Below are 25,119 nucleotides of genomic sequence, written 5' to 3'. Positions count from 1 at the left end.
TGGGGAGGCAGGTCAGCGATGCACGCAGTGATCCTTGCCGGCGGCAAAGGCGTCCGGCTGCGGCCGTACACGACGGCGTTGCCCAAGCCGCTGATGCCGATCGGTGACAACCATTCGATCCTGCAGATCGTGCTGGATCAGCTCGCGTCGTTCGGCTTCACGTCCGTGACGCTGGCGATCAACCACCTCGGCCCGCTGATCAGGGCGTTCGTCGGGGACGGGGCGCGCTGGGGGCTGCGCATCGACTACGTCGAGGAGAACGTGCCGCTGTCCACCATCGGGCCGCTGTTCGGCATCAAGCACACGCTGCCCGACCACTTCCTGGTGATGAACGGCGACATCCTGACCGACCTCGACTACGCCGCGCTGCTCACCGAGCACATGCTCGGCGGCGGCTCGCTGACGGTGGCCACCGCCGCGCAGACCCACAAGATCGACTTCGGGGTGCTGGACGTGGAGGAGGGGCGCATCGTCGGCTTCCGGGAGAAGCCGGTGCTCAGTTATCCGGTGAGCATGGGCGTCTACGGCATGTCCCGCAAGGCGCTCACGCCGTACCCTCCGGGTCTGCCGTTCGGGTTCGACCAGTTGGTGCTCGACCTGCTGGACCGCGGTGACCACCCGGCCACCTATGCCTTCGACGGCTTCTGGCTCGACATCGGCCGGCCCGAGGACTACGACGAGGCCAACCGCACCTGCGACACCCTGCTGCCGATCCTGCTCCCGCGCTCCAAGGAACCCGTATGAGTCAGCGGGTCGTCCTGTTCGGTGCCTCCGGCTTCATCGGCGGGCACGTGCGCGCCGCGCTGGAGGCCGATCCTCAGGTCAGCGCGGTGATCTGCCCCGGCCGCCGGGACCACGACCTGATCGACGGCGACCACCGCGGACTGGTCCGGGTCATCCTCGACGCCGCACCCACCGCGATCGTCAGCTGCGTCGGCCGCCTCGGCGGCACCGACTCCGAGCTCATCCGGGGCAACACCCTGGTCGCGACCAGACTGCTGGAAGCGGTCGCCGCGGCCCGGCCCGGCGTGCGGCTGGTCCGGCTCGGCTCCGCCGGGGAGTACGGCGTGGTCCCGCACGGGCATGCCGTCACCGAGGACGATCCACTGCAACCGGTGGCCGCGTACGGCGTCAGCCACCTCGCCGGGACCCGGCTGTTCCAGCTCGCCGGGGAGAACGGCCTGGTCGACGCGGTGTCGCTGCGCGTGTTCAACCCGATCGGCCCCGGCATGTCGGCGGAGAACATGCTCGGCCGCGCCGCCGAACGGATCCGGGCCGCGCTGGCCACCGGGGCGGCCGGGATCACCATGGGACCGCTGTCGGCGTACCGGGACTTCGTCGACGTCCGCGACCTCGCCGCGATGGTCCCGGCCGTGCTGCGCCCGCCGCAGCTGCGGCACCGGGTCTTCAACGTGGGCAGCGGCCGCGCCGTTCGCTCGCGGGCCGCCGTGCAGCTGCTGGCCGAGACGGCCGGCTACCGCGGCGAGATCCGCGAGCAGGGCTCCGGGCCGCAGCGGTCGGCGGCGGTGGACTGGATCCAGGCGGACGTGCGCCGGGCCCGCGAGGAGCTGGGCTGGGCGCCGGGCCGTGACCTGGCCACCTCGATCAAGGACATCTGGGCGGCGGGTGAGGCCGGATGACCCGCCGGCGGCGCGGGATCGTGCTCGCGGCCGTGATCGTGGTGGCGGCGCTGGCGGTCAGCGGCATCCTGGTGACCCGTACCGGGACAGACCGTGCACCGACCGCCGCCGGCTCCCCGACGCCCGCTGCCTCCGCACCGCCGGTTACCCTGCCGCCGGTCTCCGCGCCCGCGGCCTCCGTGGCACCCCTGCCGCTGCCGTCGACGTCCGGGCCGGGGCGGATCTCCAGCTGGGCCTATCAGCTCCAGGGGTACGCCGGGGGACGGCTCGACCGCATCGCCGCCGGGCCCTACCAGCTCGCCGTGGTCGACCTGGCCCGCGACGCGCACGCCGACTACTTCCGGGCCGACGAGATCCGCACGGTCAGGCGGGCCGGCAAGCGGGTGCTCGCGTACTTCGAGATCGGCAGCATCGAGGACTTCCGGCCGGAGTATCCGGCGCTGCGCCGCGACGCCGCCGACCTGATCGCCAACGAGTGGACGGACTGGCCGGGCGAGCACTTCGTCCGCTACTGGGACGAACGCTGGTGGGACCGGGTCGTCCGGGGCCGGGTCGACCAGGCCCTGCGGGCCGGCTTCGACGGGGTCTACCTCGACACCCCGCTGGCCTACGAGCAGATCGACCCCGGCTACGCCCAGGGCCGCGACCGCGCGGCGCTGGGCCGGGAGATGGCCGCGCTCATCGCGCGGATCAGCGCGTACGCCAAAGCCCGGCAGCCGGGTTTCCTGATCGTCCCGCAGAACTCGCCCGAGCTGCGCCGCCACCCCGGCTACACGGCGGCGATCGACGGCATCGCGATGGAGGAGCTGTTCTTCCTCGCCACCGACGAGCCGTGCACGCAGGACTGGTGCGCGGAGAACCTCGCCGACACCCGGGCGCTGCGCGACGCGGGCAAGTTCGTGCTCAGCGTCGACTACGCCACCCGGCCCGCCGACATCCGCTCGGCGTGCGGCCGGTACCGCACCGAACGTTTCGCCGGCACGGTCACCGTGCTCGAACTCGACCGGCTCACCCCACCCTGCTCCTGAACCTGCATCGGAAGGAATGGCACATGCCGCCCACAACCATCGGCGTCGTCGGCCTCGGCTACGTCGGGCTGACCCTCACCGCCGCCCTGGCGGACAAGGGCTTCGTCGTGCACGGCTCGGACGTGTCGCCCGGCGTGCTGGAGACGCTGTCGCACGGCCGGTCGCACATCTTCGAGCCGGGCGTCGAGGAGGTGTTCGCCGAGCACATCAACACCCGCATCCACGTCGGCACCGAACTGCCGCCGGACACCGTCGAGGTGGCCGTGATCAGCGTGTCGACGCCGGTCGACGACAGCACCCGCCGGCCCAACCTGGCCAACCTGGCCGCCGCCGCCCGCAGCGTCGCCGCGCGCTGCCGCCCCGGCACGCTGGTCGTGGTCCGCAGCACCGTGCCGGTCGGCACCAGCCGCCGGGTGGTGCTGCCCGAGCTGCGCGCCGCCTGGGGTGACGACGTCAAGCTGGTGATGGCCCCCGAACGGACCATCCAGGGGCAGGCGCTGCGCGAGCTCGTCGAGCTGCCCCAGGTCATCGGCGGTCTCGACGAGGCCAGCCTGCGGGCCGGCGTCGAGTTCTTCAGCGGCCTGGCCCGGACCGTCGTGGAGGTCTCCGACCTGGAGACCGCCGAGCTGGTCAAGCTGTCCAACAACTGCCACACCGACCTGATCTACTCGTTCGGCAACGAGATCGCGCTGATCGCCGAGCGGCACGGGCTGGACCCGCTGGAGGTCATCCGGGCGGCGAACGCGGACTACCCGCGACCGGACCTGTCCAAGCCCGGGTACGTCGGCGGCGGGTGCCTTTCCAAGGACCCGTACATCATGATCGACAGTGCCGGCGGCCGGGAGCCGTTCCTGGTCGGACGGGCCCGCGAGCTCAACGAGTTCATGCCGGTGCACGTGGCCGAGACCGTGGTGCGGATGCTCCAGGAGACCCGCGGCGAGACCCGGGGGACGCGGCTGGCGGTGCTCGGCTGGGCGTACAAGGGCTGGCCGCCCACCGACGACATGCGCGGGACCCCGATCGCCGCGATGATGCCGGCCTTCTCCGCCGCCGGGATCACCGTCACCGGCCACGACCCGATGGTCACCGACGACGTCATCCGCCAGTACGGCGGCGACCCGGTCAGCCTGGACAAGGCGTTCGCCGACGCGGACGCGGTGCTGGTCATCAACGACCACCCCGACTACCGGGCGATCCGGATCCCGGACATCCTGGGCGAGGCCCGGCCGGCGTTCATCTACGACTCGTGGCGGGTCCTGGACGCCGACGCGGTCACCGCGGCCGGCATCCGGTACGCGGGCCTGGGTTACCTGCCCCGCTTCAACTCGGCGGTCCCGGCCAACTCGGCGCCGGTCAGCTCGGCGGTGACGGCCAACTCGGCGCCGGTCAGCTCGGCGGTGACCGCATGAGGGCTTTGTTGCTGGGCGGCGCCGGGTTCATCGGGCTGCATCTCGCGCGCCGGCTGGTCGCCGAGGGCCACGAGGTCACCATCGTGGACGACTTCTCCCGTGGCCGGGAGGACCGGGACCTGAACGAGTTGCGCGCTGCTCCCGCCGTACACGTGATCTCCGGTGATCTGACCGATCCGGTCACCTTCGCCGGGCTGCCGCACGGCTGGGACCAGATCTACCTGCTCGCGGCCGTCGTCGGCGTCCGCAACGTGGAGGCCGACCCGGCCCGCGTGGTCCGCGTCAACACGCTGTCGGCGATGCACCTGCTGGACTGGGTGGCGCCGGGGGAGCGGGTCTTCTTCGCCTCCACCAGCGAGGTCTACGCCGGTGGCGTCGACGCCGGCGTCGTCGCGGTGCCGACCCCGGAGGACATCCCGGTGATGATCTCCGACATCACGGCACCCCGCTTCGCGTACGCGGTCAGCAAGCTGCTCGGCGAGGCGGCGTTCCTGCACACCGCCCGGGCCAAGGGCTTCGACGCGGTGGTCGGCCGCTTCCACAACGTGTACGGCCCGCGGATGGGCGCCGACCACGTGATCCCGGAGATGTCGCTGCGGGCGTTGCGCGGCGACGACCCGTTCAAGGTGCCGGGTGCCGACCAGTTCCGCGCCTTCTGCCACGTCGACGACGCGGTCGAGGCGATGCTGCGGCTGATGGCGGCACCGTCGGCGGCCGGGCAGATCGTGCACATCGGCAACGACCGCGACGAGACCAACATCGGCGACCTGGCCAAACTGGTGCTGCGGCTGGCCGGGGTGAGCCCGGCGATCGAGCCGCTGGCCGCACCGGCGGGCTCGGTGCCGCGCCGCTGCCCCGACCTGACCCGGCTGCGCGAGCTGACCGGCTACGAACCGGCGGTGCCGCTGGAGGAAGGCGTCCGGAGCACGTACACCTGGTACCGCGAGAACGGATGGCCGTCATGACGGAAAGACCACCGATCTGCTTCTACTACGGCGACAAGCGCCTCGACGAGCTGGCCACGTACCCGCGGGTGGTGCTCCAGCCGGAGTTCTACACCCCGCAGGAGCTGGCTCAGCTGGCCGACAAGGGCGTGCAGACGCTGGGCTATCTGTCCCTGTCGGAGGACCAGGGCCCGCCGGCACCGTGGCAACGCCAGGAACGCAACCCCGACTGGGGCGGCGCGTTCGTCGAGGTGGGCCACCCGCTGTGGGTGGAACACGTGGTCGGCCAGGCCAGGGACGCGATGGCCGCCGGCTTCGCGGGCCTGTTCATGGACACCCTGAACGTGGAGCTGACCTACCCGGAGGACGTCCCGCACCTGCTGACGCTGGTGGCGGCGATCCGTACCGAGGCCAAGCCGGGCTACCTGCTGGCCAACCGGGGCTTCGGCATGCTGCCGAGACTGGCGGAGCTGGTGGACGGAGTGGTCTTCGAATCGTTCTCGGCCCGCTGGACGGACGAGGGCTACGCGCCGTGGCCGGCGGACGTCCTGGAGTTCCACGCCCAGATCGCTGAGCAGCTGCTCCAGCTGGAGGTGGACCTGTACGCGCTGGACTACGCGGACTCACCGGGGCTGACGGACTTCGCGATGCGGCGGGCCCGGCAGTTCGGTATGCAGTGCGTGGTGAGCGACCGGGCGCTGTCCCGGGTTTGAAAGCAGTGGGCCCGGCTTGCCGGCCGGGCCCCGCTCACCCTGCGTCTCATATGATCCCGCGATGACCTCAGCCCTCGGGAAGCTCTCGGCGCAGCAGCGGGCGCTGGTGGATCGGTGGCTTCCCGGCGCGGTCGTCGAGAAGGATCACAGCTGGGGCCTGGTGGACACCACGGTCCTCGAGATGACCCGCGCCGGGTCCCGGTTCATCGTCAAAGCCGGCGGTGAAGACGACCATCACATCGCGCGGGAGCTCCACGCTCACCTCAACTGGCTACGGCCCTGGACCAGCCGGGGCCGCGCACCGACCATGGTGCACGCCAGTGCGGAGGCGAAGATCCTCGTCACTCGCTACCTCCCCGGTGAGCTGGTGCTCGGCAGCACGCACGCCGACGACCCCGGCACCTACCGGCAGGCCGGTGAGCTGTTGGCCCTGCTGCACTCCCAGACCGCCGTCACGGACGACGACTACGAGAGGCGCGCGAGCGAGAAGGCGCTGGCCTGGCTCAACGGACCACACCGCATCCAGGCGAGCATCGTGGCGCGGCTACGAGCGGAGATCGCTGCGTGGCCGACGCCACCGGCGACCCTGGTACCCACTCATGGTGACTGGCAGCCTCGGAACTGGCTCGTCCACGACGACGTCGTGGGCGTCATCGACTTCGGCCGAGCGGCGCTGCGGCCCGCACTCACCGACTTGGCTCGGCTGGCCGTACAGGACTTTCAGCGCGATCCCCGCCTCGAGGCCGCCTTTCTGGACGGGTACGGGACTGACCCGCGCGAGGCGGGCGCGTGGCGCCGCAACCAGGTCCGCGAGGCGATCGGAACCGCCGCGTGGGCCTACAAGGTGGGGGAAGAGCCGTTCGAAGCCCAGGGCCACCGGATGATCGCCGACATTCTCACGTCCTGCCCCATGGAGTAGACGGGCGCCGTCGCTGATCGAAAATGTCAGAGGGTGACGGCATCATCGGGGTATGGCTGAACCCGCCACCCCGTTGCCGCATCCACGCCTGGAGTTGTCGCTGGTGGAGGCTCGCACGCGCTTCGTGCAGCTCGCCCGGCTCGCCGGCCTGACCCACCAGACCACCGTCGTGACCGAGGACGGCCGCCCGCTGGCGGCGATCGTGCCGGTGGACGCGACCCGTCCTGCCGACTTTCCTGCCGCCGACCGTCCCGCCGACTTTCCTGCCGCCGACCGTCCTGCCGACTTCCCTGCCGCCGACCGTCCGGCCGCCGACCGGCCGAACCAGGCTGCCGCCGGCTGGATCAGGCGGATCGACAAGCTGCGCGCGGAGTTCCGGCGGCAGCACGTGGGGCTGGAGCAGGCGCTGGAGGATGCGTGGCAGGAGCTCGACCGGCTGAGCCCGCCGGGCACCGACAAGCAGGTCGACGGCCTGCGCACGGCCCACGCCGACCTCCGCCGCCGCCCGGGTCCGACCGGGTGACCTAGGGAGCACCCTGACCAATCCGCTGATTGCCTCGGCCGCGCCGGCCGGGCCGTCACCGTGGGCCGGTGTCTGGACAGCCGAGGACTGCGCGGGGACGCGGAGGAGGTCGAGAGGCTCGTCCGCTGGGATCTGTCCGAGTGGAGCGGGAGAGCTGCGGAGGCTTATCGCGCTCATGCGGATCGGCGGGTGCGGTCGCTGCTGGTGACCACCCTGTGCGCCTCGTGGGCCGCACGGATCGTCCGCTGGCTGAAGTCACTGATCGCCAGCCTGCGCAAGCTCGGCGATGCCATGCGCCGGCTGGCGGAGGACGTGGCGAAGCTTCGCGAGGGCCGCGGCGGCAGTGGTCCGATGGAACGCGACGCGATCGGCGTGGGCGCGATCAGAACCCCGGTGCGCACCCGCGAACTCCGGCCCGGCCCACGGATGACCACCTGGCTGCCGGTGATCCCGTCTATCACGGCGAGAACAGGACGGCGATCGGCTACGACTCGTCGACCATGCTCACCTTCGACACGGCCCGGATACCACGATGTCGTGGTACATGGCGAGCCCAACGGACAGTCCGGCCCGGCGTCATCGGTGAGAACGGCGAGGACTTCCCGGGCAACTTCACCCACGCTCAGCAAGTCGCGGATGCCGTGGGCAACAGCCCCCACTACGCGGGTGGGCCGGTCCGGTTGGTGTCGTGTCACACCGGCCGGGTCGAAGAGGGACTTGATGCTCTGCCCGCGGCGCAGCAGGTGGCCGATATCTCCGGGTGCCGGTGCTGGCACCGACTCAGCCGGTCGGCGTCAGCCTGCGGGGCGGCCCGGAACGGGAACTGACGGTCTTCAACGGCGGGGTGTGGAAGGTCTTCGAACAGGGAGGGGGAGGATGATGAAGCTGGCAGGCATGTTCGTCGAACCGGGACGGCTACGGCCCCCGACGCCGCAGCCGAGCATCCTGGCCAGCGTCGCGAGTGCTCCGCTGTCTGATGGGGACGCGGTGGTCACGTACCTGCGGGGTGGCCACAAGCTGATCGCTGCGATGGATCCGCAGGACGACGTGTTCGATCCGTCGCACCAGATCCTGAACGGCTCCTCGGTCCTCACGGACGGCGACTGGCTGTGGCGGCATGACTATGCCCACTACGTGGGCCGGCACGACGTCGAGGTGCCGCCGGAGTTCCCGGACCTGATTCGGAGCCGTGACTATGCGGTGCCTGAGCTCGACGACCCGACACTCGACATTCAGGGTTCGGCTCAGCGGACGAAGAGCAGGAACAATCCCGCCCAGGTGTAGCCGATCATCAGCAGAACCACCGGCAGTTCGTCGGCCAGCGTGGCCAGCGGCGGGCGTTCCGGTGCCGCCGTCAGCGCCATGTCGTGGGCCACCACCACGCCCAGCACGTGGCCGATCAGGATCAAGGTGATCTGCGCCGCGGCGATCACGCCCGGCGTCGGCGCCACGTTCCACTCCACGCCCTCGGCCGCACCCCACTGCTGCACCGCCAGCAGCACTCCTCGCGGCGCCTCGACCAGCAGCAACGACAAATAGTGGGCCAGCGTGTAGCCGACCGCGATCGGGATCAGGGAGGCGGTCATGTCCAGCGGGCGCGACAACAGGCGGACGCTCACGAGCACGATCGTGCACAGCAGGATCAGCCCGGCACTCCCGTACAGGATCGGGTTGCCCGCCTTTTGCAGGAAGGCCGCCCAGGCCGGCGAGCCGGACGCGCTGTCGAAGATCGTCGAGCCCCACCACACCGCCAGGAACGCGGCCAGGCCCGGCCCCGGCATGGTGTGGGCCACGCCGGCGAGCGGGTTGCGGTGGCGCAGTGGGCTCAGCCGGCCGGCCAGGTCCGAGTAGACCTCGAAGCAGTCGCCCCGCGCGAACCACTCCTCGCCGCGCACCGCCGCGCATGCCAGCTGCACCAGGCCGTACCCCAGCAGCCAGCTACCCACCACGACCGGCTCGCCCCGGTGCGGCGCCACGAGTTCGAGCCAGACGAACGCCAGCAGGGCGACCGCCGCCGGCCATCGGCTCGTCGGCCGGGCCGGGGAAGTCGGCCGAGCTCGGGAGAGCGGCTGGGTCGGGGACAGCGGCTGGGTCGGGGACAGCGGCTGGGTCGGGGACAGCGGCTGGGTCGGGGACAACGGCTGGGTCGGGGACAGCGGCCGCAGGCCGGCGGCCGGCAGCCGCAGCAACCGGAACAGCGTGCGCAGCGGGTTGACCTGCCGCCAGACCGGCCCGAACACGACGCTGACCGGCACCAGCCCCACCCACAGCCACACGAACAGCGCATGCCCGGCCGGGTTCTCCGGCCCGCGCGGCCCGAGAAGCGCGTTGCCGACCAGGTACAGCGCCACCGCCAGGACGAGCCACCGCAGCCGGCTCTCCCGGACCGGTCGCTCGGGTCCATCGGCGAGGCGCAGGCGGGGGCGTTTCCACCAGACCGCCACGACCAGGAACGAGACCACCACCGTGGCCGCGCCCGCTTGCAGGACCAGGTCGAGCGGCAGGGGAAGGTCCTGCGACTGGCCGACCCCGTGGGCGAGGACCGTCACCGCACCTCGAGCTGCACCAGCAGCGTCTCGGGGTGCGCCTCGACGTCGAACAGGCCGCTGCGATCCGCCACGAAGCTCACGCAGCCGGCGCTTCCGGGCCTCGCCTCGGTCTCCAGGTCGTACCCGTGGACGTGCACCTCCGCGTCCGCGTCGGCCTCCACCCGCAGCAGCACCGCGCTGCCCAGCGGCACCTTGACCCGGTGCGGAGCCGGCTCCGCCCGGCCATCCCGGACCGCCGCGGTCACCACGACACTGTCGGGTGCGGCAGAGGCGCAACCAATCGTGGCCGGCTGCGCTGCGGGGCTGCTGCTGCAGCCGGCGAGCAGCGTGATGACAAGCAGGCGTTTCACGCGCGCTCCCCGGCGAGGGACCGCTGCGCGAGGGTACGCAGCACAGAAGCGCCCGCCACCGCCACACCCACCCCGGCGCCCAGCGTCACCACCACCAGGAGTCGCTCGACGACCGCCGGGCCCGCGAACGGCAGCACCGCCCGATGCAGCGAGGTCACGTCGGGCAGCACGAAAACCGCGGTCAGCGCCGCACCGGCACAGATCGCGAGCACCCCGGCGGGCCGGCCCCGCAGCACCGCCACCGCTCCGCCCACGATCAATGGCCAGTTCAGCAGGTTGATCCCGCACGCGCTGAGAAACGTTCCCAGCAGCGGCGCCGACTCGACCGCCATGGTCGAACCGGCGACATGTACCACGGACGCGGCCATGGCGGCAAGACCGGCCGCGGCCAGCGTCAGGTCGGGGCGGCGCAGGCGACGCGACACCAGGGGTACGGCCACAGCCGTCACCAGCACAGCCGCCCACCACGGCGCGGGTGTCGGAGGTTGTTCACCGACGAGTTCCCCGGTGACCGTCACGGGCGTACCGCCGGCGTCCAGGACCAGCGACCAGGCTTGCGTGCTTCCCGCGCGGACCTTGCGCCCGTCCGCGGTGCTCCTGGTGTCGATCCAGGTCAACTCCCGTCCGGGCGCGACCACCGCGGGGGTCGCCGGACCGCCACCACCGGGCACGGTGACCGGGGACGCCGTGCCGTTGCGCAGCCGCAGCCGGGCGCCGTCCTCGATCGCGGTGATCACCAGGCCGGGAAGGGCGGGTGTCACGGCGACCACCCGGCTGCGGGCGTCGGTGGCGGTGAGACCTCCGGCGTGGGCCGCGGCCGGTGACGCTGTGGTCAGCAGGAGTCCACTCGAGACCATGAGCAGGAAACCGAGGTAGCGCAGCAGCCTCACGACGCCGGCACACCGGTCCGAGACTCGTCGCCGGCCGTGGCAGTGGTCGGTGCGCCTGCGGCTTTCCCGGCAGGCGCCGCGATGCCGGCGTTGCCGGAAATCCCGGCGGACGATTCGGCTGACGCCGATCCGGCGGGTGGCTGAGCTGCCACCGTGGCCGGTGATCCGGCTGTCTCTGGGACTGGTGATCCGGCTGATGCTTGAGCCGGCGAGCCGGTCAGGTATGCGGCCTGTGCGGGAGCCGGCTGCACCCGGCGGGCGACCAGCGCGGTCAGCCCGCCCGTGATCGCGACCAGCGTGAGGAGCCCACTGACCATGTGCACATTCCATCCGACCCCGACCGTCTGAGCCGCCGCCGCCAGCACAGTGCCCCACACGATCAGCGGCGCCACCAGGCCGGCCGCGAACCAGCGGGCGTCCGCGGACCACCGCACCGCCCGCCCGGCCAGCCGCAGCACCAGCTCGGCCCCGGCCGCCGCGCCGGAGACCGTCAGGGCCAGCCACCAGCCCTCCTCGGAGGAGAACATCAGGTGCATCAGCACCGCCGGCACCGCCACCAGCAGAGTCGGCACGCCGATCGGCAGCCGCCAGCGCCGGCCCATGATCAGGATGGGCAGGAACAGCAGCACCGTGCTGAACAGGTACCCGTGCATCACCTGGGCGTCGAACGAGAAGATCCGGACCGTGCCGTCGCCGGGCTCGCCGTAGTACATGGTGCCCAACGCGGACGCGTGCAGCGAGTAGATGTGCAGCGGCAGCACCGACAGCAGCGCCGAGATGGTGGCCAGGGTGCCGTCCGCCACGGACAGGCCGCGGCCCGGTTCGCCGGCCAGCATCAGGGCCGGTCCGGCGGCGACCAGGGCCATGCCCAGGATGATCAGCTCGTGGCTCGGGCTGACGAAGATCTCCAGGCCCTGCTCGATGCCGAAGACGTTGTGCCACAGCGTGTCCACCCCGCCCCCGACCAGCAGCAACGCCATGCCGGCGATCGGGATCCGCAGGGCGTTGGGCAGGGCCAGGATCGTGCTGTACGTCGGGATCAGCGGCAGCCGCGGCCGCATGAGCCACACCAGCGTGAACCCGGAGACGGCGATGCCGGAGTAGAGCACCCCGTGCCACGGCGTCCAGAACGTCTCCAGCTCGGGCGTCGTCGCATGCGCGTACGCGTCGAGCTGCAGCCCGCTGACCAGCCACGCGCTCGCGACCAGCAGCACCCACCGCTCGCGTGCGCCGAAAGACCCCACGGACTTCGTCACTCGATCACTCCCTTGTCCGACGAGCGGGCCGTGACCCGGTGGTGCTCGGTGAGCTCCATGTCGATGAAGGCCTGGATCATCGCCCGGTAGATCCGCTCGACGACGTCCGGATCGGCACCGGCAGCGGTGGCCTGCGCCCGGGCCCGGGCGACGACCTGCTCGACGCGCCCGGGAGCCTGCACGGCGCGCGCATCCCGCTTGCGGGGCGCGGCCTGCCGCACCAGGCTCTCGCGACGGGCCAGCAGCCGCACCAGGTCGGCGTCCACGGCGTCGATCGCCGCTCTGATCTCGTCCAGCGACGTCGCATCGACCATGGCGGACATCCTCCCACGCCCACCGACCCGGCAGGGGGCACCGGGGTGCGGGGGTGGGCAGGACCGCCGGACCGGCACGGCCCGACGTGGCTGGCGGGCCGTTCGTACCATGCCGCGGATGGATCATGAACGGGCTCGATCGAAGCCGCTGGCCGGTCTGTGGGCCTGCGTCATCGGCGGCCTGCTCCTGGCCGCGCTGCTCGTCTTCCTCGATCCGGTCAGCACGCAGCGGGACTGCCCGAACTACGGCGGGAACGGTAACGCCAGCGCCTACCCGAGCCCCATCTGGGATCTCCTCTTCCCCGCGCTGGCGCTGCTCTGGGTGGGGTGCGTCGTCACCGAGCAGTGTCTGGCCGAGACCTGGCAGGGCCGCTCCCGGCTCGAAGGTGCCGTCCGTGCCTCCGTAGCGGTTTTGGTGTCGATGTACGCGGCGTTCTTCATGGTCGCGTCGTTCGCGTTCGTTTGTCGATGAGGCGCACGCGCTCCACCAGCCCCCGGCGCTCACTCACCGCGCGCTGCAGCGCCAGCGGCGGCACCCGGATCTCATGCCCCTCCCATCGCACGACCTCCAGCCGCCCGGCCGCCACCGGCCCGAAGTCAGAGATCTCGGGCTCGTCGGCGCCCGGCCCGACCCCTCCCACCCACTCCACCCGCGCCCCGAGCACCGCCCGCCCGAACCACCGGCAGAACCAGTCGACCCGGGCGACCGGCTCGATCAGCCCGTCCAGCAGCAGGTCACCGACCCGCCGGGCGTCCGCGTCGGCGACGACCAGGTCCAGGTCGACCGGCGAGATCGGCAGACCGCGGACGGCCAGGGCCGCGCTCCCGGTCAGCCACCAGTCCACCCCGGCGCCGTCGAGCCGGTGGCAGACCTCGGTGACGGTCCGCCGCCAGGGGACCGGGTCGAGCCCGGCGATCTGGCGCAGAGCCGGCTCGATCAACCGCTGGAAGTTCGCCCAAGCGGAGTCAAGGTGCACGGCGTCGGCCGGGAAGCTCCTGCTCCAGTAGCCCTCACCGGCGGTGAAGGCCGCCTTGCGGACGGCCGGCACCAGCTCGTCGGGGACGTCGAGGAGCCGGAACTCGGTGTCGTGTCGTCGGTAGCGCACGAGAAATATCCGACCACGGTGGTACGACAAGAATGCTTGACCCGGCCCCAGGGGCGGACGGTTCGGTGGGGTGATCGCAACACGGGAGGAGACGGTGATGGTCACCGAATGGGTGGAACCGGGCGTCATGACGGCCGCCGGCAAGTACGCGGGCCTGCTCGACGGGCTTCCGGCCGACGCGGCCGGGATCGCCCGGGTCGTGCAGGGCCTGCTGATCCACGAGTTCTGGGCCGACGCGTACGGCGTGACGCTGGCCGAGCCGGACCGTGACCGGGTCAACCTGCGACGGGTCGAGCAGGTCCTCGACGCGGTCAGTGCTCGTGACGACCGGCCGCTGGACCTGCCGCGCGCGCCGGAGCGGCGGATCGCCACGAACTGCCGGGGGTTCTCGGTCATGGCTGTCGCCCTGTTCCGGGCGCGGGGTGTGCCGGCCCGGGCGCGGTGCGGCTTCGGGGCCTATTTCACGCCCGGCTGGTTCGAGGACCACTGGGTGGCCGAGTACCTCGACGGCGGCCGGTGGAAGCTGCTCGACGCGCAGATCGACGAGTTGCAGCGCAAGCACCTCGGGCTGGGCTTCGACCTGACCGACGTGCCGCGGGACCAGTTCGTGATCGCCGGGGACGCCTGGACGCGGACCCGGACCGGTCAGGCCGATCCGGACCGTTTCGGGCTGACCGGGCTCAACGAGGCCGGGGCCTGGTGGATCGCGGCCAACCTGATGCGGGACGCCGCCGCTCTCGACAACGTGGAACTGCTGCCCTGGGATCTCTGGGGCGCGATGCCGGAGCCGGCGGACACCGTGGAGGTGGCACTGTTCGACGAGCTGGCCGCCGCGACCGCCGGGCCGTCCATGGCGGACGTCCGGCGGCTGCTGGCCGATGAGCGGTTGCGGGTGCCGGCCGAGGTGTTCAACGTCCAGCACGGGCGCAAGGAGGCCCTGGTCTAGCGGTATCCGGGCGCCTCGGTCTCGTGCACGGCCAGCTCCTCGGCGCTGGCCCCGCCGCCCGCTGCGCCCGCGTCGTACGCCACGTTGTCCGGCTCGGCGTCGTAGCCGTAGCCCTCGTCCGGCTCGACCAGCCGGCCCACCGGTTCGGGCGAGGTGCCGTCGAGCTGGCCGTGGTCGTAGAGCGAGACGGGGGAGTCCGGGTCGGAGGTCGGGCTCTCGCCGTACACGTCGGCGTCCAGCCGGGCCTGGGCCGCGCCGCGGGCGTCGATCGCCTCGTCGGCCAGCGGGCCGGGGGACTCCAGCGGCTCCTCCGGCTGGATGTCCGGCTGCTCCTGGGCGAGGCGGTAGTCCAGCGACTCACCGGCGCGCTGTTCCTCCGCGGTGGTGCCGTACCGGTCGACCGCCATCGGGTGGTCGGCGGGCAGCGCCGCCGGGTCCGGGCCGTCGGCCCACCGGCCGGTCTCGACGTCGTCGTAGGCGGTCGAGTCATCGTCCGCGGTGCCGGGCAGGCCCTCGGCCTCGGGGTCGGACGCCGGAGTGGGGTAGTCGTTGTCTCGCATGCCAGGTGCGTACCCGTTCGGCGGGCGGCCATGCATCCGGACGTACCGGACAACCGGTCAGGGCGCCGGGAGGTCGAGCGGCGCGCGGGTCGGTGCCGAGACCGGCTCGGCATCGGCATGCGGGGGCGCCGGGCTCAGCCACTGCGCGATCAGGATGGTGGCGTCGTCCTGCAGAGTGCCGTGCTGGTGGTCGAGGATGGCGTGGACCAGCCGGCGGGTGGTCTCGGGCAGCGACACGTCCTCGGCGACGGCCCGGCACGCGAAGGTCACCAGCCGGTCGAGGCCGAACTCCTCGCCGCCGGGGGAGCGCGCCTCGGTGATGCCGTCGGTGTGCAGCAGCACCATGTCGCCCGGGACCAGCTGCTCCTCGACGACCAGCGGCGGCCGCTGATCACCGAGGACGACCGGCAGGGCGGTGGGGGTGGGCAGCACCTTGACCACCCGGCCGCGGCGCAGCACCATCCCGCTCGGGTGGCCCGCGGAGATCACCCGCAGCCGGCCGGTGCGCTGGTCCAGCTCCGCGAGCACGGCGGTGATCAGGCCGGACCGGTCGTGGTCGCGGATCGCGGCGTCGATGTGGTGGTACGTGGCGATCAGGTCGAGATCCAGGCGACGGGCATTGCGGTACGCCGCCAGCGCCAGCGACGCCAGCATGACCGACCGCATGCCGCCGGCCGACCCGTGCCCGGTGGCGTCGAAGAGTGCCAGATGCGCGGTGTGGCCGTTGACCGCGTAGTCGAAGGCGTCCCCGCCCACGTCGTAGCACGGCTCCAGCACTCCGCTGATCATCACGTGCCCGGTGGAGAACGACAGTGGTGGCAGCTGGCTGCGCAACAGCTCCGCGGCCAGCTGCATCGGCTTACGACGGCGTAGCTTCTCGACCTCGTCGCTGTACTGGGCGCGGGTGATCAGCAGTTCGGCGAGCAGCGAGGCCAGGGTCATGCAGTCGTCGATCGCCCGGTCGTCCAGCGGCGTGCCGGCGGCGACCTCCAGCACGCCGAGGCGCTCGACCCCGTCGAGGATCGGCACCCACAGCCCTGCCCCGTGATCGCCGGCGGGGCAGGGGACCGATTTCGTGAACGCCCGCCCGGCCCGGGTGCCGTCGATGGTCAACGGATTCCGGGCCGGGGTCGAGCCGCCCAGCAGCGGGCGCAGCTCGTGCTGCTGGTGATCAACGACGTAGATCACCACCGCGGTGGCGCCGACCTGCGGCGCGACGCGCATCGCCATCTCCGGCAGGTCCTGCGGGCGGGCGTGATGGGCCTCCTGCAGCAGTTGGCGCAGTGAACCCAGCCCGCTCATGCCGATCCCCTTCGCCGTCCGTTCAGGGTGATCGTTCCCCGGCGGCGGCTTCCTCAACCGCGCGCGACTCAGTTCAGCGGCTTACCGCCGGTCACCGCCAGCACCTCACCGGTGATGTAGCTGGACTCCTGCGAGGCGAAGAAGACGTACGCCGGGGCCAGCTCGGCCGGCTGCCCGGCGCGGCCCATCGGGGTGTCCTCGCCGAACGACTCGACCTTCTCCGCCGGCATGGTCGCCGGGATCAGCGGGGTCCAGATCGGTCCCGGCGCCACGGCGTTGACCCGGATGCCCTGATCCGCCAGGCCCGCCGCGAGCGCCCTGGTGAACGCCACGATGCCGGCCTTGGTGGTGGCGTAGTCGAGCAGCTCGGGCGTGGACTGGTACGCCTGGATCGACGCGGTGTTGATGATCGTGGAGCCTGGCCGCAGGTGCGGGACGGCCGCCTTGCTCAGCCAGAACATCGCGTACAGGTTGGTCTTCATCACCCGGTCGAACTGCTCCGTGGTGATGTCGGTGATCCCGCCGGGCTGGGCCATCTGGTACGCCGCGTTGTTGACCAGGATGTCCAGCCCGCCGAGCTCACCGACGGCCTGCTCGACGAGTGTGGTGCAGTGCTGCTCGTCGCGGATGTCGCCCGCCACGGTGACCGCCTTGCGGCCCGCCTTCTCGACGAGCTGGGCGGTCTCCCGGGCGTCCTCTTCCTCGTCCGGCAGGTACGCGATGAGCACGTCGGCGCCTTCGCGGGCGAACGCGATGGCGACCGCACGCCCGATCCCGGAGTCGCCCCCGGTGATCAGCGCACGCTTGCCGGTGAGACGCCCGCTGCCCCGGTAGCTCTCCTCGCCGTGATCCGGCTCGTCGTCCATCTGCCGGGTGACTCCGGGGTGCGGGATCTGCTCGCTGTCCTGCTGCTCGGGACCCTTGAACTGTCCCTGCGGGTCCTGCTGGCCGTACTGGTCCTCGGGCACGGTGCCATCCTTTCGACGAAGCGGATGACCGCGGTTTCCCCCGGATGCAGCGACTATGCGCGGGTCCCGGAACTCCCGACCGACTGCCGGACCACCCGGCGCGCCCAGCGCATCCGCTCGGCCGCCAGGTCGGGGTGTTCGCCGAACTCGTACGCCATCCGGGCCGAACAACCGCGCGGCCCGTCCTGCCGCAGCAGATCCGTGACCGTCCGGTCGACGATCTCGGTGTCCTTGACGTCCGCTGCCTGCAGATCCGAGGCGAACAGCGCTTCGGCGCGCGTGACGTCGTCAGCGGACTCCTGCATCTCCTTCACCTCCTCTCCTTTTCCTGTGCTTCAACTGTGCCCCGGCATCGGTGAATCCCCTCGTCGCGGTGAGGGCTGACACAGCACCGCAGGCGTAGCGGGGGCCGCACCGGGTAGGTCGCGGGGACCACCGTCGGAGGAGGTACCGAGATGTCCAAGCCCCTGTCCGAGCAGGTCGTCGTGATCGTCGGCGCGTCCAGCGGCATCGGCCGCGCGAGTGCGCTGGCCTTCGCGGCCCGCGGCGCCAAGGTCGTCTGCGCCGCCCGCGGCGTGCAGGCCCTGGACACTGTGGTCGGCGAGATCCGGCAGGCGGGTGGCAGCGCTGTCGCGGTGCCGGCCGACATCGCGGATCCGGCGGCGGTGCGCGCGCTGGCCGAGCTGGCCGAGCGGGAGTACGGCCGGATCGACACCTGGGTCAACGTGGCGGCGGTCGGGGTGTGGGGCCGGGTCGAGGACATCACCGATGCCGAGTTCGACCGGGTGATGCGGGTCAACTTCCTGGGTCACGTGCACGGGGTGCACGCCGCGCTGCCGGCGTTGCGGCGGGCGGGCGGCGGCACGATCATCGGCGTCTCGTCGGCGGAGGGTGTGCGGGCCGTGCCGTTGCAGGCCCCGTACGCGGCCAGCAAGTTCGCCCTCCGCGCGCTCTACGACTGCCTGCGCTCGGAACTGGCGCAGGACGGTGAGCCGATCGCGGTGACCACGATCCTGCCGGCCTCGGTGGACACGCCGTTCTTCGAGCACGCCCGCAGCAAGCTGGGCGTCATGGTCAAGCCGCCACCGCCGGTGTACGCACCAGAGGTCGTGGCCGACAGCATCGTCTACGCCGCCCGGCATCCCCGTCGTGAGATCCCGGTCGGTGGCGCCGCGGCAGCGCTGATGCTCGGCCAGCGGCTGTCGCCCGCGCTGACCGACGCCGTGCTGGCGATCCGCCGTTTCGGGGTCTCGTCGCAGCGCACCGACCGCCCGGACAACGGGGTCGACAACCTCGACGAAGCACTCGACGGTCCCGGGCGGATACACGGCAGCCACCCGGGGATCGTGCTGCGGCACAGTCCGTTCACCCGGCTGCTCGGCCGGCGACCGAGGCCGGGTGACCTGGCGACGGCCCTGGTGCGCCTGCTGCACCGCTCTCCGCACCGGGAGCCGGGGCGGGCACCGGTCTGACCTGGTCATAACCGCGGGTGCGCCTCCTCGATGGTCGGTGCGTTCAGGTACAGCAGCAGGGCCTGCTGGTCGCCCGGATCGAGGTCGGCGAAGCGCGCGTACGCGAGCCGCCGCGAGCGCGTGGTCTCGGCGGCGAGCAACGCCGTGATGGCCGCCCACGAGAGCGTCACCAGGTGGAACAGCCGGCTCTCCTGCAACGGGGGCAGCCGGCTCAGCTCGCCGAGCGCGGTCACGGCGGCGTCCTCGCTGCGGGCCCGCAGCGCCAGCTCGAAGACGGCCCGGGCCCGGTACGGCGTACAGCCCCAGGCCAGCGCCTTGAGCTGGGTCACGGACATGCCGTGCACCCACAGTTCCGCGGCGCGCGGCGAGGCCGGTGGGCTGCTCAGGGCCCGGCCGTGCAGGTAGCGACGCATCTTGAGCGCGCCGGCGCGGGTCGCGAACGACCGGGCCGGCGGCCTGACGGAGTAATTCATGGACAGTGCCTCACTGCAGCGGTTGGCAGGGGATGGAGTGACGGCACCCCACGCGAGGGGCGGGCGCGTGGGACGCCGTCACCTGTTACCGGCTCGCCGTGCTCAGGCGAGCTTCGTCGCGATCCAGTCGGCGACCTGGCCGGTCGTCGCGAAGACCGCGCCGTCATGGTTGGCGCCGCTGACCGGGACGAAGTCCACGGTCGCCGTGTGGTACGCCCGGAGCTGCTCGACCAGCACGTCGGCGGTGAGGAAGTAGGGGACCGCCTCGTCGTCGGTGCCCTGCACCAGCAGCACCGGAGCGGTGGGGGCGGACTGCGCCGGGTTGACGTAGGAGGACAGCTTGGCGAGCACCGGGTCGGGCAGGGCGCCGCCGATCAGCAGCTGCTCCGGTGTCAGCTCGTCGTAGGCGTCGAGGATCGGGTAGAGGCAGTCGGTCTGCAGGACGCTCGCGCGCTGCTGGGCCGGCGGGGCGAGCACCGAGTTCGGGTTGAAGGAGGGGTCCACCGCGCTGAGGCCGTACAGGGCCATCACCAGGTAGCCCTGGCCGGGCGTGCCGGGGACCAGCGGGGCGAAGATGTCGGCGTTGGAGACCGGGGCGATGGCCGCCACGCCCTTCAGGACCAGTGCACCGTCATAGCTCGGGGCGAGCTGGCCGGTGAAGAGCGCGCCCTGGCCGCCCTGGGAGTGCCCGTCGACCGCGTACGCCGTGGTCAGCTTGTTGTCCAGGTTCCGCGCGGCCTTGACGCTGTCGATCATGGAGCGGGCCTCGCTCAGGCCGATCAGGTACTGGTGGGCCGAGGGCGTGCCCAGGCCCGGATAGTCGGGGGCGGCCACGGTCCAGCCCTTGGCGAGCAATGCGGCGATCGCGGCCCGCGCCTCGGGCCAGAAGACCGCCTGATTGGCCGAGGGTGCGCATTTGTCGGCCAGCCCGGTGGTGCCGTGTCCCCACACCACTGTCTTGTTCTTCTTGTTGGCCTTCGGGGTGATGATCAGCCCGGTGGCGGTGATCGTGCTCCCGGTGACGGAGGTGGAGACGTACGCGATGCGTCTTGCGGTCGCCAGTCCGGAGAGCTCGGCCGGCAGGGTCGCGGTGACGTTGAGCAGGACCGTGCCGGGCGCCACTGCTGCCTTGGCCGGTGAGCCCGCGAAGAACAGGATGGCGGTGCTCAGCAGTGCCACCTGAAAAGCGGCGACCCAGGCATGGAAACGGGCAGAGTTCATCTACGGATCCCTTTCGAGGACGGTGAATCCGGGCGTGCGGGGGCCCGGACCGAATTGCGGAAATGGTGGAAAGGAGCGGAGGAACGGGTCAGGCGAAGTGGTCAGCCACCCGGCGCAGAGCGGTGATGGTCTCGCGGTCGCGGCGTTCGTCGTCCTGGGTGGGCCAGGCGCTGCACTTGACGATCACGACGTCGGCGGTGGGGTCGACGAAGAGGTACTGGCCGTGCACGCCCAGGCCGGTGAAGGCGTTGAAAGAGCTCTCGCCCAGCGTCCACCACTGGTTGGCGTACCCGTAGTGGTCGTAGCCGCTCGGGCCGAGCGCGCCCACCGCCAGCTGGGGCAGGTCGCTGCCGCGGCTGCGGCGCACCCAGTCGCGGGGGACGACCTGCCGGCCGGCCACGACGCCGTCGTTGGCCATGAGCAGCCCGAGCCGGGCGACGTCGCGGGCGGTGGCGTTGAACGAGCCGCCGCCGATGGCGGTGCGCGGGCGGGCCCGGGTGAGCCAGTAGTAGGCGTCGCGGTCGGCGCCGAGGTGGCTCCACAGCCGCTCGGAGGCGTAGGCGGCGAGGCTGCGGCCGGTGGCGGCCTCCAGCACCCAGCCCAGGATCTGAGCGTCGAACGTGGAGTAGTTGAACGTCTCGCCCGGCGCGGTGCGGCGCGGTGCGGCGCGGATGATCTCGGCGACGTCGCCGCCGCCCATGACAGCCTGCTCGAAGCGCTTGATGCCGCTGTCCGGCACGTCCCACACCTCGGCGTCACCGACGCCGCTGGTCATGTCGAGCAGGTCGGCCAGGGTGGACTCCTCGTAGGCGGTGCCGCGGAAGTCGGGCCGGTAGTCGGTGATCCGGTCCTTGACGCTGCCGATGGCCCCGTCGGCCAGCGCGATGCCGATCAGCATCGAGGTCACCGATTTGGAGATGGAGAACAGCTGCATCCGGCTGCGGGGGCCGGCGAAGGCGCCCGGGTACGTCTCGTGCACGATCTCGCCGCGGTGCAGCACGACGAACGCCGTGGTGTTGGTGCGGCGGTGCAGCTCGGTCAGGGTGTGGTCGCGGTCGTCGAAGCGGTAGGTCAGGTCGAGCGGGCACGGGCTCAACGGCAGCGGCAGGTGCGGGCCGCCGCGGGGCACGTACTCGGTCGGCATGAGCCAGTTCATGTGGGTGAACGTCCACTCGTTGAACGGCCGGCGCATGATCAGGTCGCCCTGCCGGTCCCACCACGACGGTTCGTGCGCGGCTCGCACGATGCTCGGCTCGACGGTGCTGGTCATGTCAGTCCCCGCTGTCGTCGGAGGTGTGCTGCTCGGCGGAGCGCGGTGCGGGTGCGTACCGCTCGAACTCCTCGCGCAGTGTGAGGCCGCTCGACTCACCCGCGGGCTCGAGATAGCTGTTCATGATCGCGAGCACCGCCATGCCGATCAGGTTGTCCCGGGTGTGGTCGTCGCCGACGATGCCGGCGTTCGGGTCCCCGAGGTGGTGCACGGCGAAGCCCTCGGTGATCGCGGCCAGGATGTTGGCGAACTGGTCGATCGTGATGCCCTTGCGGAGCTGGTAACCGCGGGCGGCGATGGTCGCCTCATAGATCTTGGTCCACGGCCCGAGGGCGCCGGCGTACTGGTTGGCGATCGCGTCGTGGATGCCGTCGTTGCGGTCCGCCGTGGCCACCATGATGAGTTGCAGGCGGAACAGCGGCATCCGGCAGATGGCCAGCAGCTCGTGGTAGGAGGCCCGGTCGAGGGCGTTGGCGAAGTCCGGCTCGGTGCTGATCAGCCAGTCGCCACGGGTCTCCAGGTCGGCGCCGTACTGCGGGTCGTAGTTCATCGCGTGGAACAGGAAGGTCAGCAGGTCGTTGAGGTAGTCGTCGTGGCTGGCCCAGGTGGCCCGGTAGGGGCCGTCACCCTTCTGTCGCAGGAACGGCGGCTCGAGACTCTCCATCTCGCGGGACAGCGCGCGCTCGGTGAGGAAGCGCAGGCCCGACCAGTACGGCTTCCGGCCACCCTCGTCGGTCGGGAACGCCGAGTCCTTGGCGCCGAGGTTCTTCTCGACCAGGTTCGCCCCCGCCTTGAGGTAGGAGGCGACCTTGGGCGAGTTCACCAGGGCGGCACGGGTCGACTCCCGGACACCTTTGACTCTCGTCACGATGCCGGAAAAGTCCTGACAATAGGGGAAGGGGAGATCCTTCTTGCCGTACGTCATGAGTCGATTGTTGTCCGCGGGTGCGCTGAGACAAGTGCGCACGTGCGTAGTACTCGGAGTCTAGGCCTCGGGAATTCAGAGAATGTGCGGAATATGACTTTGAGTAAGTGAGTGATAACGCAGCGAAATCACAATCTGGTCATTTTCTACTCCGGCTCCGGATCACCGCGATCAGGCCGGCCAGCCAGGGCGGGATGGCGATCACCGCCCCCTTGGGACCTCCGAAGGCGATCAGCAGGACGGCGGCGGCGCACAGGGTGATGCCGATCAGCAGGAGCATCCGACTGCGACGCCGGCCGGAATCGGCCTCGCCGGGGGCGAATCGGGGATCCTCGCGGCGCAACTGGGAGACGATGCGGGCGAAGGCGCGGGACTCGTCGTTGTCGGGCACGTCGCCACCTCCCGGGCCGCGCTGGATCAGCCGACCGTACCCCCATCGCGCGCCCGTGGCGCCCGGCTCAGGGCCGGGTGTCGCCGAAAGCGAGGCTCAGCACGGCGTGCGCCACCCAGATCGCCTGCGCCTTGTTGTCGTACGGCCCGACCCGCAGCTCGACCGCTTTGTCGCCGAACAACGCGCGCACCGTCCAGCTGTTCGGGTGGCGGTCGTCCTCCCGGCTGTGGTTGACGATGACCTGGCTGGCGCCCCGGATGTTGACCACCGACCACTTCTCGTCCCCGGTGGGCCAGGCCCGGAACCAGCCGGGGGCGACCGCGACGGCCTCCTTGCCGGCCTCGGCCAGCGCCCACTGCAGTTCCTCGGGAACCACGATGTCCGGTTGTGCGTGCGTCATCTCGCCGCCCTGGGTCGACTGCGGGGAGACTCAGGATAACGGCAAAGCGCCCGTAAGGGGCCTTTATCCCTACGAGAGGGACACGCGCGCGACGGCCTTCTCGGTCAGGCTCCCCAGCCAGAGGGTGTCGCCGTGCTGACGGACGCCGGTGGCCATCACGTACCGGCCCGCCGGTCCGTGCAGGACGCGCAGCACCGTGCCCTCGCCGTCGACCAGGGCCGCCATCGAGTACGGCACCGGCTGCGGTTGCAGCCGGGCCGGCAGGATGGCGGCGATGCGGCGCAGCTGCGGGTGCGGCAGGAGCTTCTCGGCGAGCACGACCCGTGGGCTGGCCAAGGCGATCCAGTAGGTGCCGTCGCCGACCGGCGCCATGTTGTCCGGGTACGCGGGCAGGTCACCGAGCACCTGTACCGCGCCGTCCGGCAAGGAGACCCGGACCAGGCGGTGCGCCACGGTCTCGCAGAGCAGCAGCGCGTCCTCCCGCGGGGTGAGGGCCACGCCGTTGGGGAAGTGGAAGCCTTCGGCCACCACGTCGACGCGGCCGGACGCCGGATCGAACGCCAGCACCCGTCCGTTGGGCCGGTGCTCCAGCAGGTCCCGGCGCCAGTGCGAGACCGGGAAGCGGTTCGAGCTGTCGGTGAAGTAGACGACGCCGTCCCGCGCCACGGCCGCGTTGTTGCAGAACAGGATGCGCGTGCCGGCGACCCGGTGGGCCAGATCGGTGACCGTGCCGTCGTCGGTCACCCGGAGCAGTCCCCGGTACGCGTCACAGACCACGAGGCTGCCGTCCCGGGGATCGACCTCGATGCCCAGCGGCCGGCCCCCGGTGGTGGCGAGCAGGTCCGGGGCGGTGCCGGCGTGAGCGTCCGCGGGCCAGCGCCAGAGATGCCCGTCGTCCGTACCGGAGTAGATCTGTCCCTCCGCACCGACCGCGACGTCCTCGGGGCCGTGCCCGGTGGGCACCGCCAGCACTTCGACGTCGTCGAGCCGGGTGTCGGCGGGCGCCCAGGCGCCGGTGAGCTCGGGCGGCACGGTGGCGGGCAGCTTCACGGGCCGGATCAACCAGGGCGCGGGCGGGCGGGGAACCGTCATCGGGTCATCGTGGCCTGCGCGAGGGCTCCCGGCCAGGGCTCGAAGTCTCGGAACATGTGCGCAAGTTCCGGAGTGCGGGGGTGCTCGGTGCGGCGTTACTGAACCGTGTAGGTGGCTCTGGCCTGATGGAATGCCAGCCTCGCCTGGGCAAGGGTGCCTGACACGGGCCGAAACATCACGGCAAACTTCCGGAACGAGTTGTTGACGTGCCCGGAAACGGGACCGAACAATGACGAGTGACGGCCGTCGATCACTGACCTGGCCGTCCCTGCGGTGCCACGCGGTATGACGCTGCCGCCCGGCACGGAGGACGGCCCCCGGAGCGGGGGGGGGGGGGGGGGGGGGGACCACCACCCCCCCCCCCCCCCCCCCCCCCCCCCCCCCACCCCCCGAACCCCGGTCAAGTGCGGGGCGCCCCAATCGAGGTGGGGGGTTTCCCGGTCCGTTAGGTCGATGGC

Annotated in this window: 29 protein-coding genes; 12 read left to right on the top strand and 17 right to left on the bottom strand. The window is 71.6% G+C overall.

Annotated features, from left to right (window positions below; translation table 11 throughout):
- Nucleotides 1-18: 18 nt before the first annotated feature.
- From ACZ6S4_RS31930 to ACZ6S4_RS31890, 9 genes are all read left to right on the top strand, one after another.
- Nucleotides 19-744, top strand: a complete 726-nt coding sequence (locus ACZ6S4_RS31930; RefSeq protein ID WP_465478467.1) for a sugar phosphate nucleotidyltransferase — start codon at nucleotides 19-21, stop codon at nucleotides 742-744.
- A complete protein-coding gene (locus tag ACZ6S4_RS31925) occupies nucleotides 741-1,640 on the top strand; it encodes an NAD-dependent epimerase/dehydratase family protein (RefSeq protein ID WP_465478466.1) in 900 nt (299 codons plus the stop codon). Before ACZ6S4_RS31930 ends, ACZ6S4_RS31925 begins: the two co-directional genes overlap by 4 nt.
- Nucleotides 1,637-2,668: an endo alpha-1,4 polygalactosaminidase gene (locus ACZ6S4_RS31920; RefSeq protein ID WP_465478465.1), complete on the top strand. Its 1,032-nt coding sequence runs from the start codon at nucleotides 1,637-1,639 to the stop codon at nucleotides 2,666-2,668. Before ACZ6S4_RS31925 ends, ACZ6S4_RS31920 begins: the two co-directional genes overlap by 4 nt.
- A 23-nt stretch (nucleotides 2,669-2,691) precedes the next feature.
- Nucleotides 2,692-4,077 carry a nucleotide sugar dehydrogenase gene (locus ACZ6S4_RS31915; protein ID WP_465478464.1) on the top strand — a complete coding sequence of 462 codons (1,386 nt, stop codon included), beginning with the start codon at nucleotides 2,692-2,694 and terminating at the stop codon, nucleotides 4,075-4,077.
- Complete coding sequence (locus tag ACZ6S4_RS31910; protein ID WP_465478463.1) at nucleotides 4,074-5,042, top strand: NAD-dependent epimerase/dehydratase family protein; 969 nt, start codon at nucleotides 4,074-4,076, stop codon at nucleotides 5,040-5,042. Before ACZ6S4_RS31915 ends, ACZ6S4_RS31910 begins: the two co-directional genes overlap by 4 nt.
- Nucleotides 5,039-5,734 (top strand): hypothetical protein, encoded by a 696-nt coding sequence (locus ACZ6S4_RS31905; protein WP_465478462.1) that lies wholly within the window; start codon nucleotides 5,039-5,041, stop codon nucleotides 5,732-5,734. Before ACZ6S4_RS31910 ends, ACZ6S4_RS31905 begins: the two co-directional genes overlap by 4 nt.
- 61 nt (nucleotides 5,735-5,795) lie before the next feature.
- Nucleotides 5,796-6,653: a phosphotransferase enzyme family protein gene (locus ACZ6S4_RS31900; protein WP_465478461.1), complete on the top strand. Its 858-nt coding sequence runs from the start codon at nucleotides 5,796-5,798 to the stop codon at nucleotides 6,651-6,653.
- Nucleotides 6,654-6,705: 52 nt separating this feature from the next.
- Nucleotides 6,706-7,176: a hypothetical protein gene (locus ACZ6S4_RS31895; protein ID WP_465478460.1), complete on the top strand. Its 471-nt coding sequence runs from the start codon at nucleotides 6,706-6,708 to the stop codon at nucleotides 7,174-7,176.
- 876 nt (nucleotides 7,177-8,052) lie between these two features.
- Nucleotides 8,053-8,460, top strand: coding sequence for a hypothetical protein (locus tag ACZ6S4_RS31890; RefSeq protein WP_465478459.1), 408 nt, complete (start codon nucleotides 8,053-8,055; stop codon nucleotides 8,458-8,460).
- Here the strand turns inward: ACZ6S4_RS31890 and ACZ6S4_RS31885 are convergent.
- Genes ACZ6S4_RS31885 through ACZ6S4_RS31865 form a run of 5 tightly spaced genes read right to left on the bottom strand, consistent with a single transcriptional unit; the run spans nucleotide 8,421 to nucleotide 12,535 of the window.
- Nucleotides 8,421-9,725 carry a hypothetical protein gene (locus tag ACZ6S4_RS31885; protein WP_465478458.1) on the bottom strand — a complete coding sequence of 435 codons (1,305 nt, stop codon included), beginning with the start codon at nucleotides 9,723-9,725 and terminating at the stop codon, nucleotides 8,421-8,423. The genes ACZ6S4_RS31890 and ACZ6S4_RS31885 overlap by 40 nt on opposite strands.
- Entirely contained in the window at nucleotides 9,722-10,075 is a 354-nt protein-coding gene (locus ACZ6S4_RS31880) for a hypothetical protein (protein ID WP_465478457.1), read from the bottom strand. Before ACZ6S4_RS31880 ends, ACZ6S4_RS31885 begins: the two co-directional genes overlap by 4 nt.
- Nucleotides 10,072-10,965 carry a hypothetical protein gene (locus ACZ6S4_RS31875; protein ID WP_465478456.1) on the bottom strand — a complete coding sequence of 298 codons (894 nt, stop codon included), beginning with the start codon at nucleotides 10,963-10,965 and terminating at the stop codon, nucleotides 10,072-10,074. The genes ACZ6S4_RS31880 and ACZ6S4_RS31875 overlap by 4 nt, the downstream gene beginning before the upstream one ends.
- Complete coding sequence (locus ACZ6S4_RS31870; protein WP_465478455.1) at nucleotides 10,962-12,221, bottom strand: hypothetical protein; 1,260 nt, start codon at nucleotides 12,219-12,221, stop codon at nucleotides 10,962-10,964. The genes ACZ6S4_RS31875 and ACZ6S4_RS31870 overlap by 4 nt, the downstream gene beginning before the upstream one ends.
- Nucleotides 12,218-12,535 (bottom strand): chorismate mutase, encoded by a 318-nt coding sequence (locus tag ACZ6S4_RS31865; RefSeq protein WP_465478454.1) that lies wholly within the window; start codon nucleotides 12,533-12,535, stop codon nucleotides 12,218-12,220. Before ACZ6S4_RS31865 ends, ACZ6S4_RS31870 begins: the two co-directional genes overlap by 4 nt.
- A 118-nt stretch (nucleotides 12,536-12,653) precedes the next feature.
- Here ACZ6S4_RS31865 and ACZ6S4_RS31860 point away from each other — a divergent pair, with 118 nt between their 5' ends.
- Nucleotides 12,654-13,007: a hypothetical protein gene (locus ACZ6S4_RS31860; protein ID WP_465478453.1), complete on the top strand. Its 354-nt coding sequence runs from the start codon at nucleotides 12,654-12,656 to the stop codon at nucleotides 13,005-13,007.
- Here the strand turns inward: ACZ6S4_RS31860 and ACZ6S4_RS31855 are convergent.
- The gene (locus tag ACZ6S4_RS31855; protein WP_465478452.1) at nucleotides 12,973-13,641 is read right to left on the bottom strand and encodes a nucleotidyltransferase family protein; all 669 of its coding nucleotides are present in this window, start codon (nucleotides 13,639-13,641) and stop codon (nucleotides 12,973-12,975) included. The two genes, ACZ6S4_RS31860 and ACZ6S4_RS31855, sit on opposite strands and share 35 nt — an antisense overlap.
- Before the next feature lie 70 nt (nucleotides 13,642-13,711).
- Between ACZ6S4_RS31855 and ACZ6S4_RS31850 the strand changes: the two genes are divergently transcribed.
- The gene (locus tag ACZ6S4_RS31850) at nucleotides 13,712-14,587 is read left to right on the top strand and encodes a transglutaminase-like domain-containing protein (RefSeq protein ID WP_465478451.1); all 876 of its coding nucleotides are present in this window, start codon (nucleotides 13,712-13,714) and stop codon (nucleotides 14,585-14,587) included.
- On the opposite strand, the gene ACZ6S4_RS31845 is transcribed toward ACZ6S4_RS31850, so the two are convergent.
- From ACZ6S4_RS31845 to ACZ6S4_RS31830, 4 genes are all read right to left on the bottom strand, one after another.
- Nucleotides 14,584-15,147, bottom strand: a complete 564-nt coding sequence (locus tag ACZ6S4_RS31845; RefSeq protein ID WP_465478450.1) for a DUF5709 domain-containing protein — start codon at nucleotides 15,145-15,147, stop codon at nucleotides 14,584-14,586. The genes ACZ6S4_RS31850 and ACZ6S4_RS31845 overlap by 4 nt on opposite strands.
- 57 nt (nucleotides 15,148-15,204) lie before the next feature.
- Entirely contained in the window at nucleotides 15,205-16,449 is a 1,245-nt protein-coding gene (locus ACZ6S4_RS31840) for a PP2C family protein-serine/threonine phosphatase (RefSeq protein WP_465478449.1), read from the bottom strand.
- Nucleotides 16,450-16,517: 68 nt separating this feature from the next.
- Nucleotides 16,518-17,417 (bottom strand): SDR family oxidoreductase, encoded by a 900-nt coding sequence (locus ACZ6S4_RS31835; RefSeq protein WP_465478448.1) that lies wholly within the window; start codon nucleotides 17,415-17,417, stop codon nucleotides 16,518-16,520.
- Nucleotides 17,418-17,470: 53 nt separating this feature from the next.
- The gene (locus ACZ6S4_RS31830; RefSeq protein WP_465478447.1) at nucleotides 17,471-17,731 is read right to left on the bottom strand and encodes a hypothetical protein; all 261 of its coding nucleotides are present in this window, start codon (nucleotides 17,729-17,731) and stop codon (nucleotides 17,471-17,473) included.
- A 141-nt stretch (nucleotides 17,732-17,872) separates the two neighbouring features.
- Here ACZ6S4_RS31830 and ACZ6S4_RS31825 point away from each other — a divergent pair, with 141 nt between their 5' ends.
- Nucleotides 17,873-18,889, top strand: coding sequence for an SDR family oxidoreductase (locus ACZ6S4_RS31825; RefSeq protein WP_465478446.1), 1,017 nt, complete (start codon nucleotides 17,873-17,875; stop codon nucleotides 18,887-18,889).
- 5 nt (nucleotides 18,890-18,894) lie between these two features.
- On the opposite strand, the gene ACZ6S4_RS31820 is transcribed toward ACZ6S4_RS31825, so the two are convergent.
- The 7 genes from ACZ6S4_RS31820 to ACZ6S4_RS31790 form a co-directional block, all read right to left on the bottom strand.
- Nucleotides 18,895-19,362, bottom strand: coding sequence for a hypothetical protein (locus tag ACZ6S4_RS31820; protein WP_451910245.1), 468 nt, complete (start codon nucleotides 19,360-19,362; stop codon nucleotides 18,895-18,897).
- Between the two features lie 102 nt (nucleotides 19,363-19,464).
- A complete protein-coding gene (locus ACZ6S4_RS31815; RefSeq protein WP_465478445.1) occupies nucleotides 19,465-20,583 on the bottom strand; it encodes an alpha/beta fold hydrolase in 1,119 nt (372 codons plus the stop codon).
- Between the two features lie 88 nt (nucleotides 20,584-20,671).
- Nucleotides 20,672-21,853: a serine hydrolase domain-containing protein gene (locus tag ACZ6S4_RS31810; protein ID WP_465478444.1), complete on the bottom strand. Its 1,182-nt coding sequence runs from the start codon at nucleotides 21,851-21,853 to the stop codon at nucleotides 20,672-20,674.
- A 1-nt stretch (nucleotide 21,854) separates the two neighbouring features.
- Nucleotides 21,855-22,721, bottom strand: a complete 867-nt coding sequence (locus ACZ6S4_RS31805; protein ID WP_465478443.1) for a hypothetical protein — start codon at nucleotides 22,719-22,721, stop codon at nucleotides 21,855-21,857.
- A 196-nt stretch (nucleotides 22,722-22,917) separates the two neighbouring features.
- Complete coding sequence (locus tag ACZ6S4_RS31800; RefSeq protein WP_465478442.1) at nucleotides 22,918-23,169, bottom strand: DUF3040 domain-containing protein; 252 nt, start codon at nucleotides 23,167-23,169, stop codon at nucleotides 22,918-22,920.
- Nucleotides 23,170-23,236: 67 nt separating this feature from the next.
- Nucleotides 23,237-23,569: a hypothetical protein gene (locus ACZ6S4_RS31795; RefSeq protein WP_465478441.1), complete on the bottom strand. Its 333-nt coding sequence runs from the start codon at nucleotides 23,567-23,569 to the stop codon at nucleotides 23,237-23,239.
- 69 nt (nucleotides 23,570-23,638) lie between these two features.
- Nucleotides 23,639-24,661, bottom strand: coding sequence for an SMP-30/gluconolactonase/LRE family protein (locus ACZ6S4_RS31790; protein ID WP_465478440.1), 1,023 nt, complete (start codon nucleotides 24,659-24,661; stop codon nucleotides 23,639-23,641).
- Between the last annotated feature and the right edge of the window lie 458 nt (nucleotides 24,662-25,119).

The organism is Actinoplanes sp. NPDC051405, from assembly GCF_055586185.1.
Note: the sequence above shows the minus strand (reverse complement) of the source record. Positions and strands in the feature narration are given on the sequence as shown.

Excerpts from the sequence above, each read along its gene's own strand:
- ACZ6S4_RS31930 (WP_465478467.1), top strand. The coding sequence starts at position 19 with ATGCACGCAGTGATCCTTGCCGGCGGCAAAGGCGTCCGGCTGCGGCCG.
- ACZ6S4_RS31925 (WP_465478466.1), top strand. The coding sequence starts at position 741 with ATGAGTCAGCGGGTCGTCCTGTTCGGTGCCTCCGGCTTCATCGGCGGG.
- ACZ6S4_RS31920 (WP_465478465.1), top strand. The coding sequence starts at position 1,637 with ATGACCCGCCGGCGGCGCGGGATCGTGCTCGCGGCCGTGATCGTGGTG.
- ACZ6S4_RS31915 (WP_465478464.1), top strand. The coding sequence starts at position 2,692 with ATGCCGCCCACAACCATCGGCGTCGTCGGCCTCGGCTACGTCGGGCTG.
- ACZ6S4_RS31910 (WP_465478463.1), top strand. The coding sequence starts at position 4,074 with ATGAGGGCTTTGTTGCTGGGCGGCGCCGGGTTCATCGGGCTGCATCTC.
- ACZ6S4_RS31905 (WP_465478462.1), top strand. The coding sequence starts at position 5,039 with ATGACGGAAAGACCACCGATCTGCTTCTACTACGGCGACAAGCGCCTC.
- ACZ6S4_RS31900 (WP_465478461.1), top strand. The coding sequence starts at position 5,796 with ATGACCTCAGCCCTCGGGAAGCTCTCGGCGCAGCAGCGGGCGCTGGTG.
- ACZ6S4_RS31895 (WP_465478460.1), top strand. The coding sequence starts at position 6,706 with ATGGCTGAACCCGCCACCCCGTTGCCGCATCCACGCCTGGAGTTGTCG.
- ACZ6S4_RS31890 (WP_465478459.1), top strand. The coding sequence starts at position 8,053 with ATGATGAAGCTGGCAGGCATGTTCGTCGAACCGGGACGGCTACGGCCC.
- ACZ6S4_RS31865 (WP_465478454.1), bottom strand. The coding sequence starts at position 12,535 with ATGGTCGATGCGACGTCGCTGGACGAGATCAGAGCGGCGATCGACGCC.
- ACZ6S4_RS31860 (WP_465478453.1), top strand. The coding sequence starts at position 12,654 with ATGGATCATGAACGGGCTCGATCGAAGCCGCTGGCCGGTCTGTGGGCC.
- ACZ6S4_RS31845 (WP_465478450.1), bottom strand. The coding sequence starts at position 15,147 with ATGCGAGACAACGACTACCCCACTCCGGCGTCCGACCCCGAGGCCGAG.
- ACZ6S4_RS31840 (WP_465478449.1), bottom strand. The coding sequence starts at position 16,449 with ATGAGCGGGCTGGGTTCACTGCGCCAACTGCTGCAGGAGGCCCATCAC.
- ACZ6S4_RS31825 (WP_465478446.1), top strand. The coding sequence starts at position 17,873 with ATGTCCAAGCCCCTGTCCGAGCAGGTCGTCGTGATCGTCGGCGCGTCC.
- ACZ6S4_RS31820 (WP_451910245.1), bottom strand. The coding sequence starts at position 19,362 with ATGAATTACTCCGTCAGGCCGCCGGCCCGGTCGTTCGCGACCCGCGCC.
- ACZ6S4_RS31815 (WP_465478445.1), bottom strand. The coding sequence starts at position 20,583 with ATGAACTCTGCCCGTTTCCATGCCTGGGTCGCCGCTTTTCAGGTGGCA.
- ACZ6S4_RS31810 (WP_465478444.1), bottom strand. The coding sequence starts at position 21,853 with ATGACCAGCACCGTCGAGCCGAGCATCGTGCGAGCCGCGCACGAACCG.
- ACZ6S4_RS31795 (WP_465478441.1), bottom strand. The coding sequence starts at position 23,569 with ATGACGCACGCACAACCGGACATCGTGGTTCCCGAGGAACTGCAGTGG.
- ACZ6S4_RS31790 (WP_465478440.1), bottom strand. The coding sequence starts at position 24,661 with ATGACGGTTCCCCGCCCGCCCGCGCCCTGGTTGATCCGGCCCGTGAAG.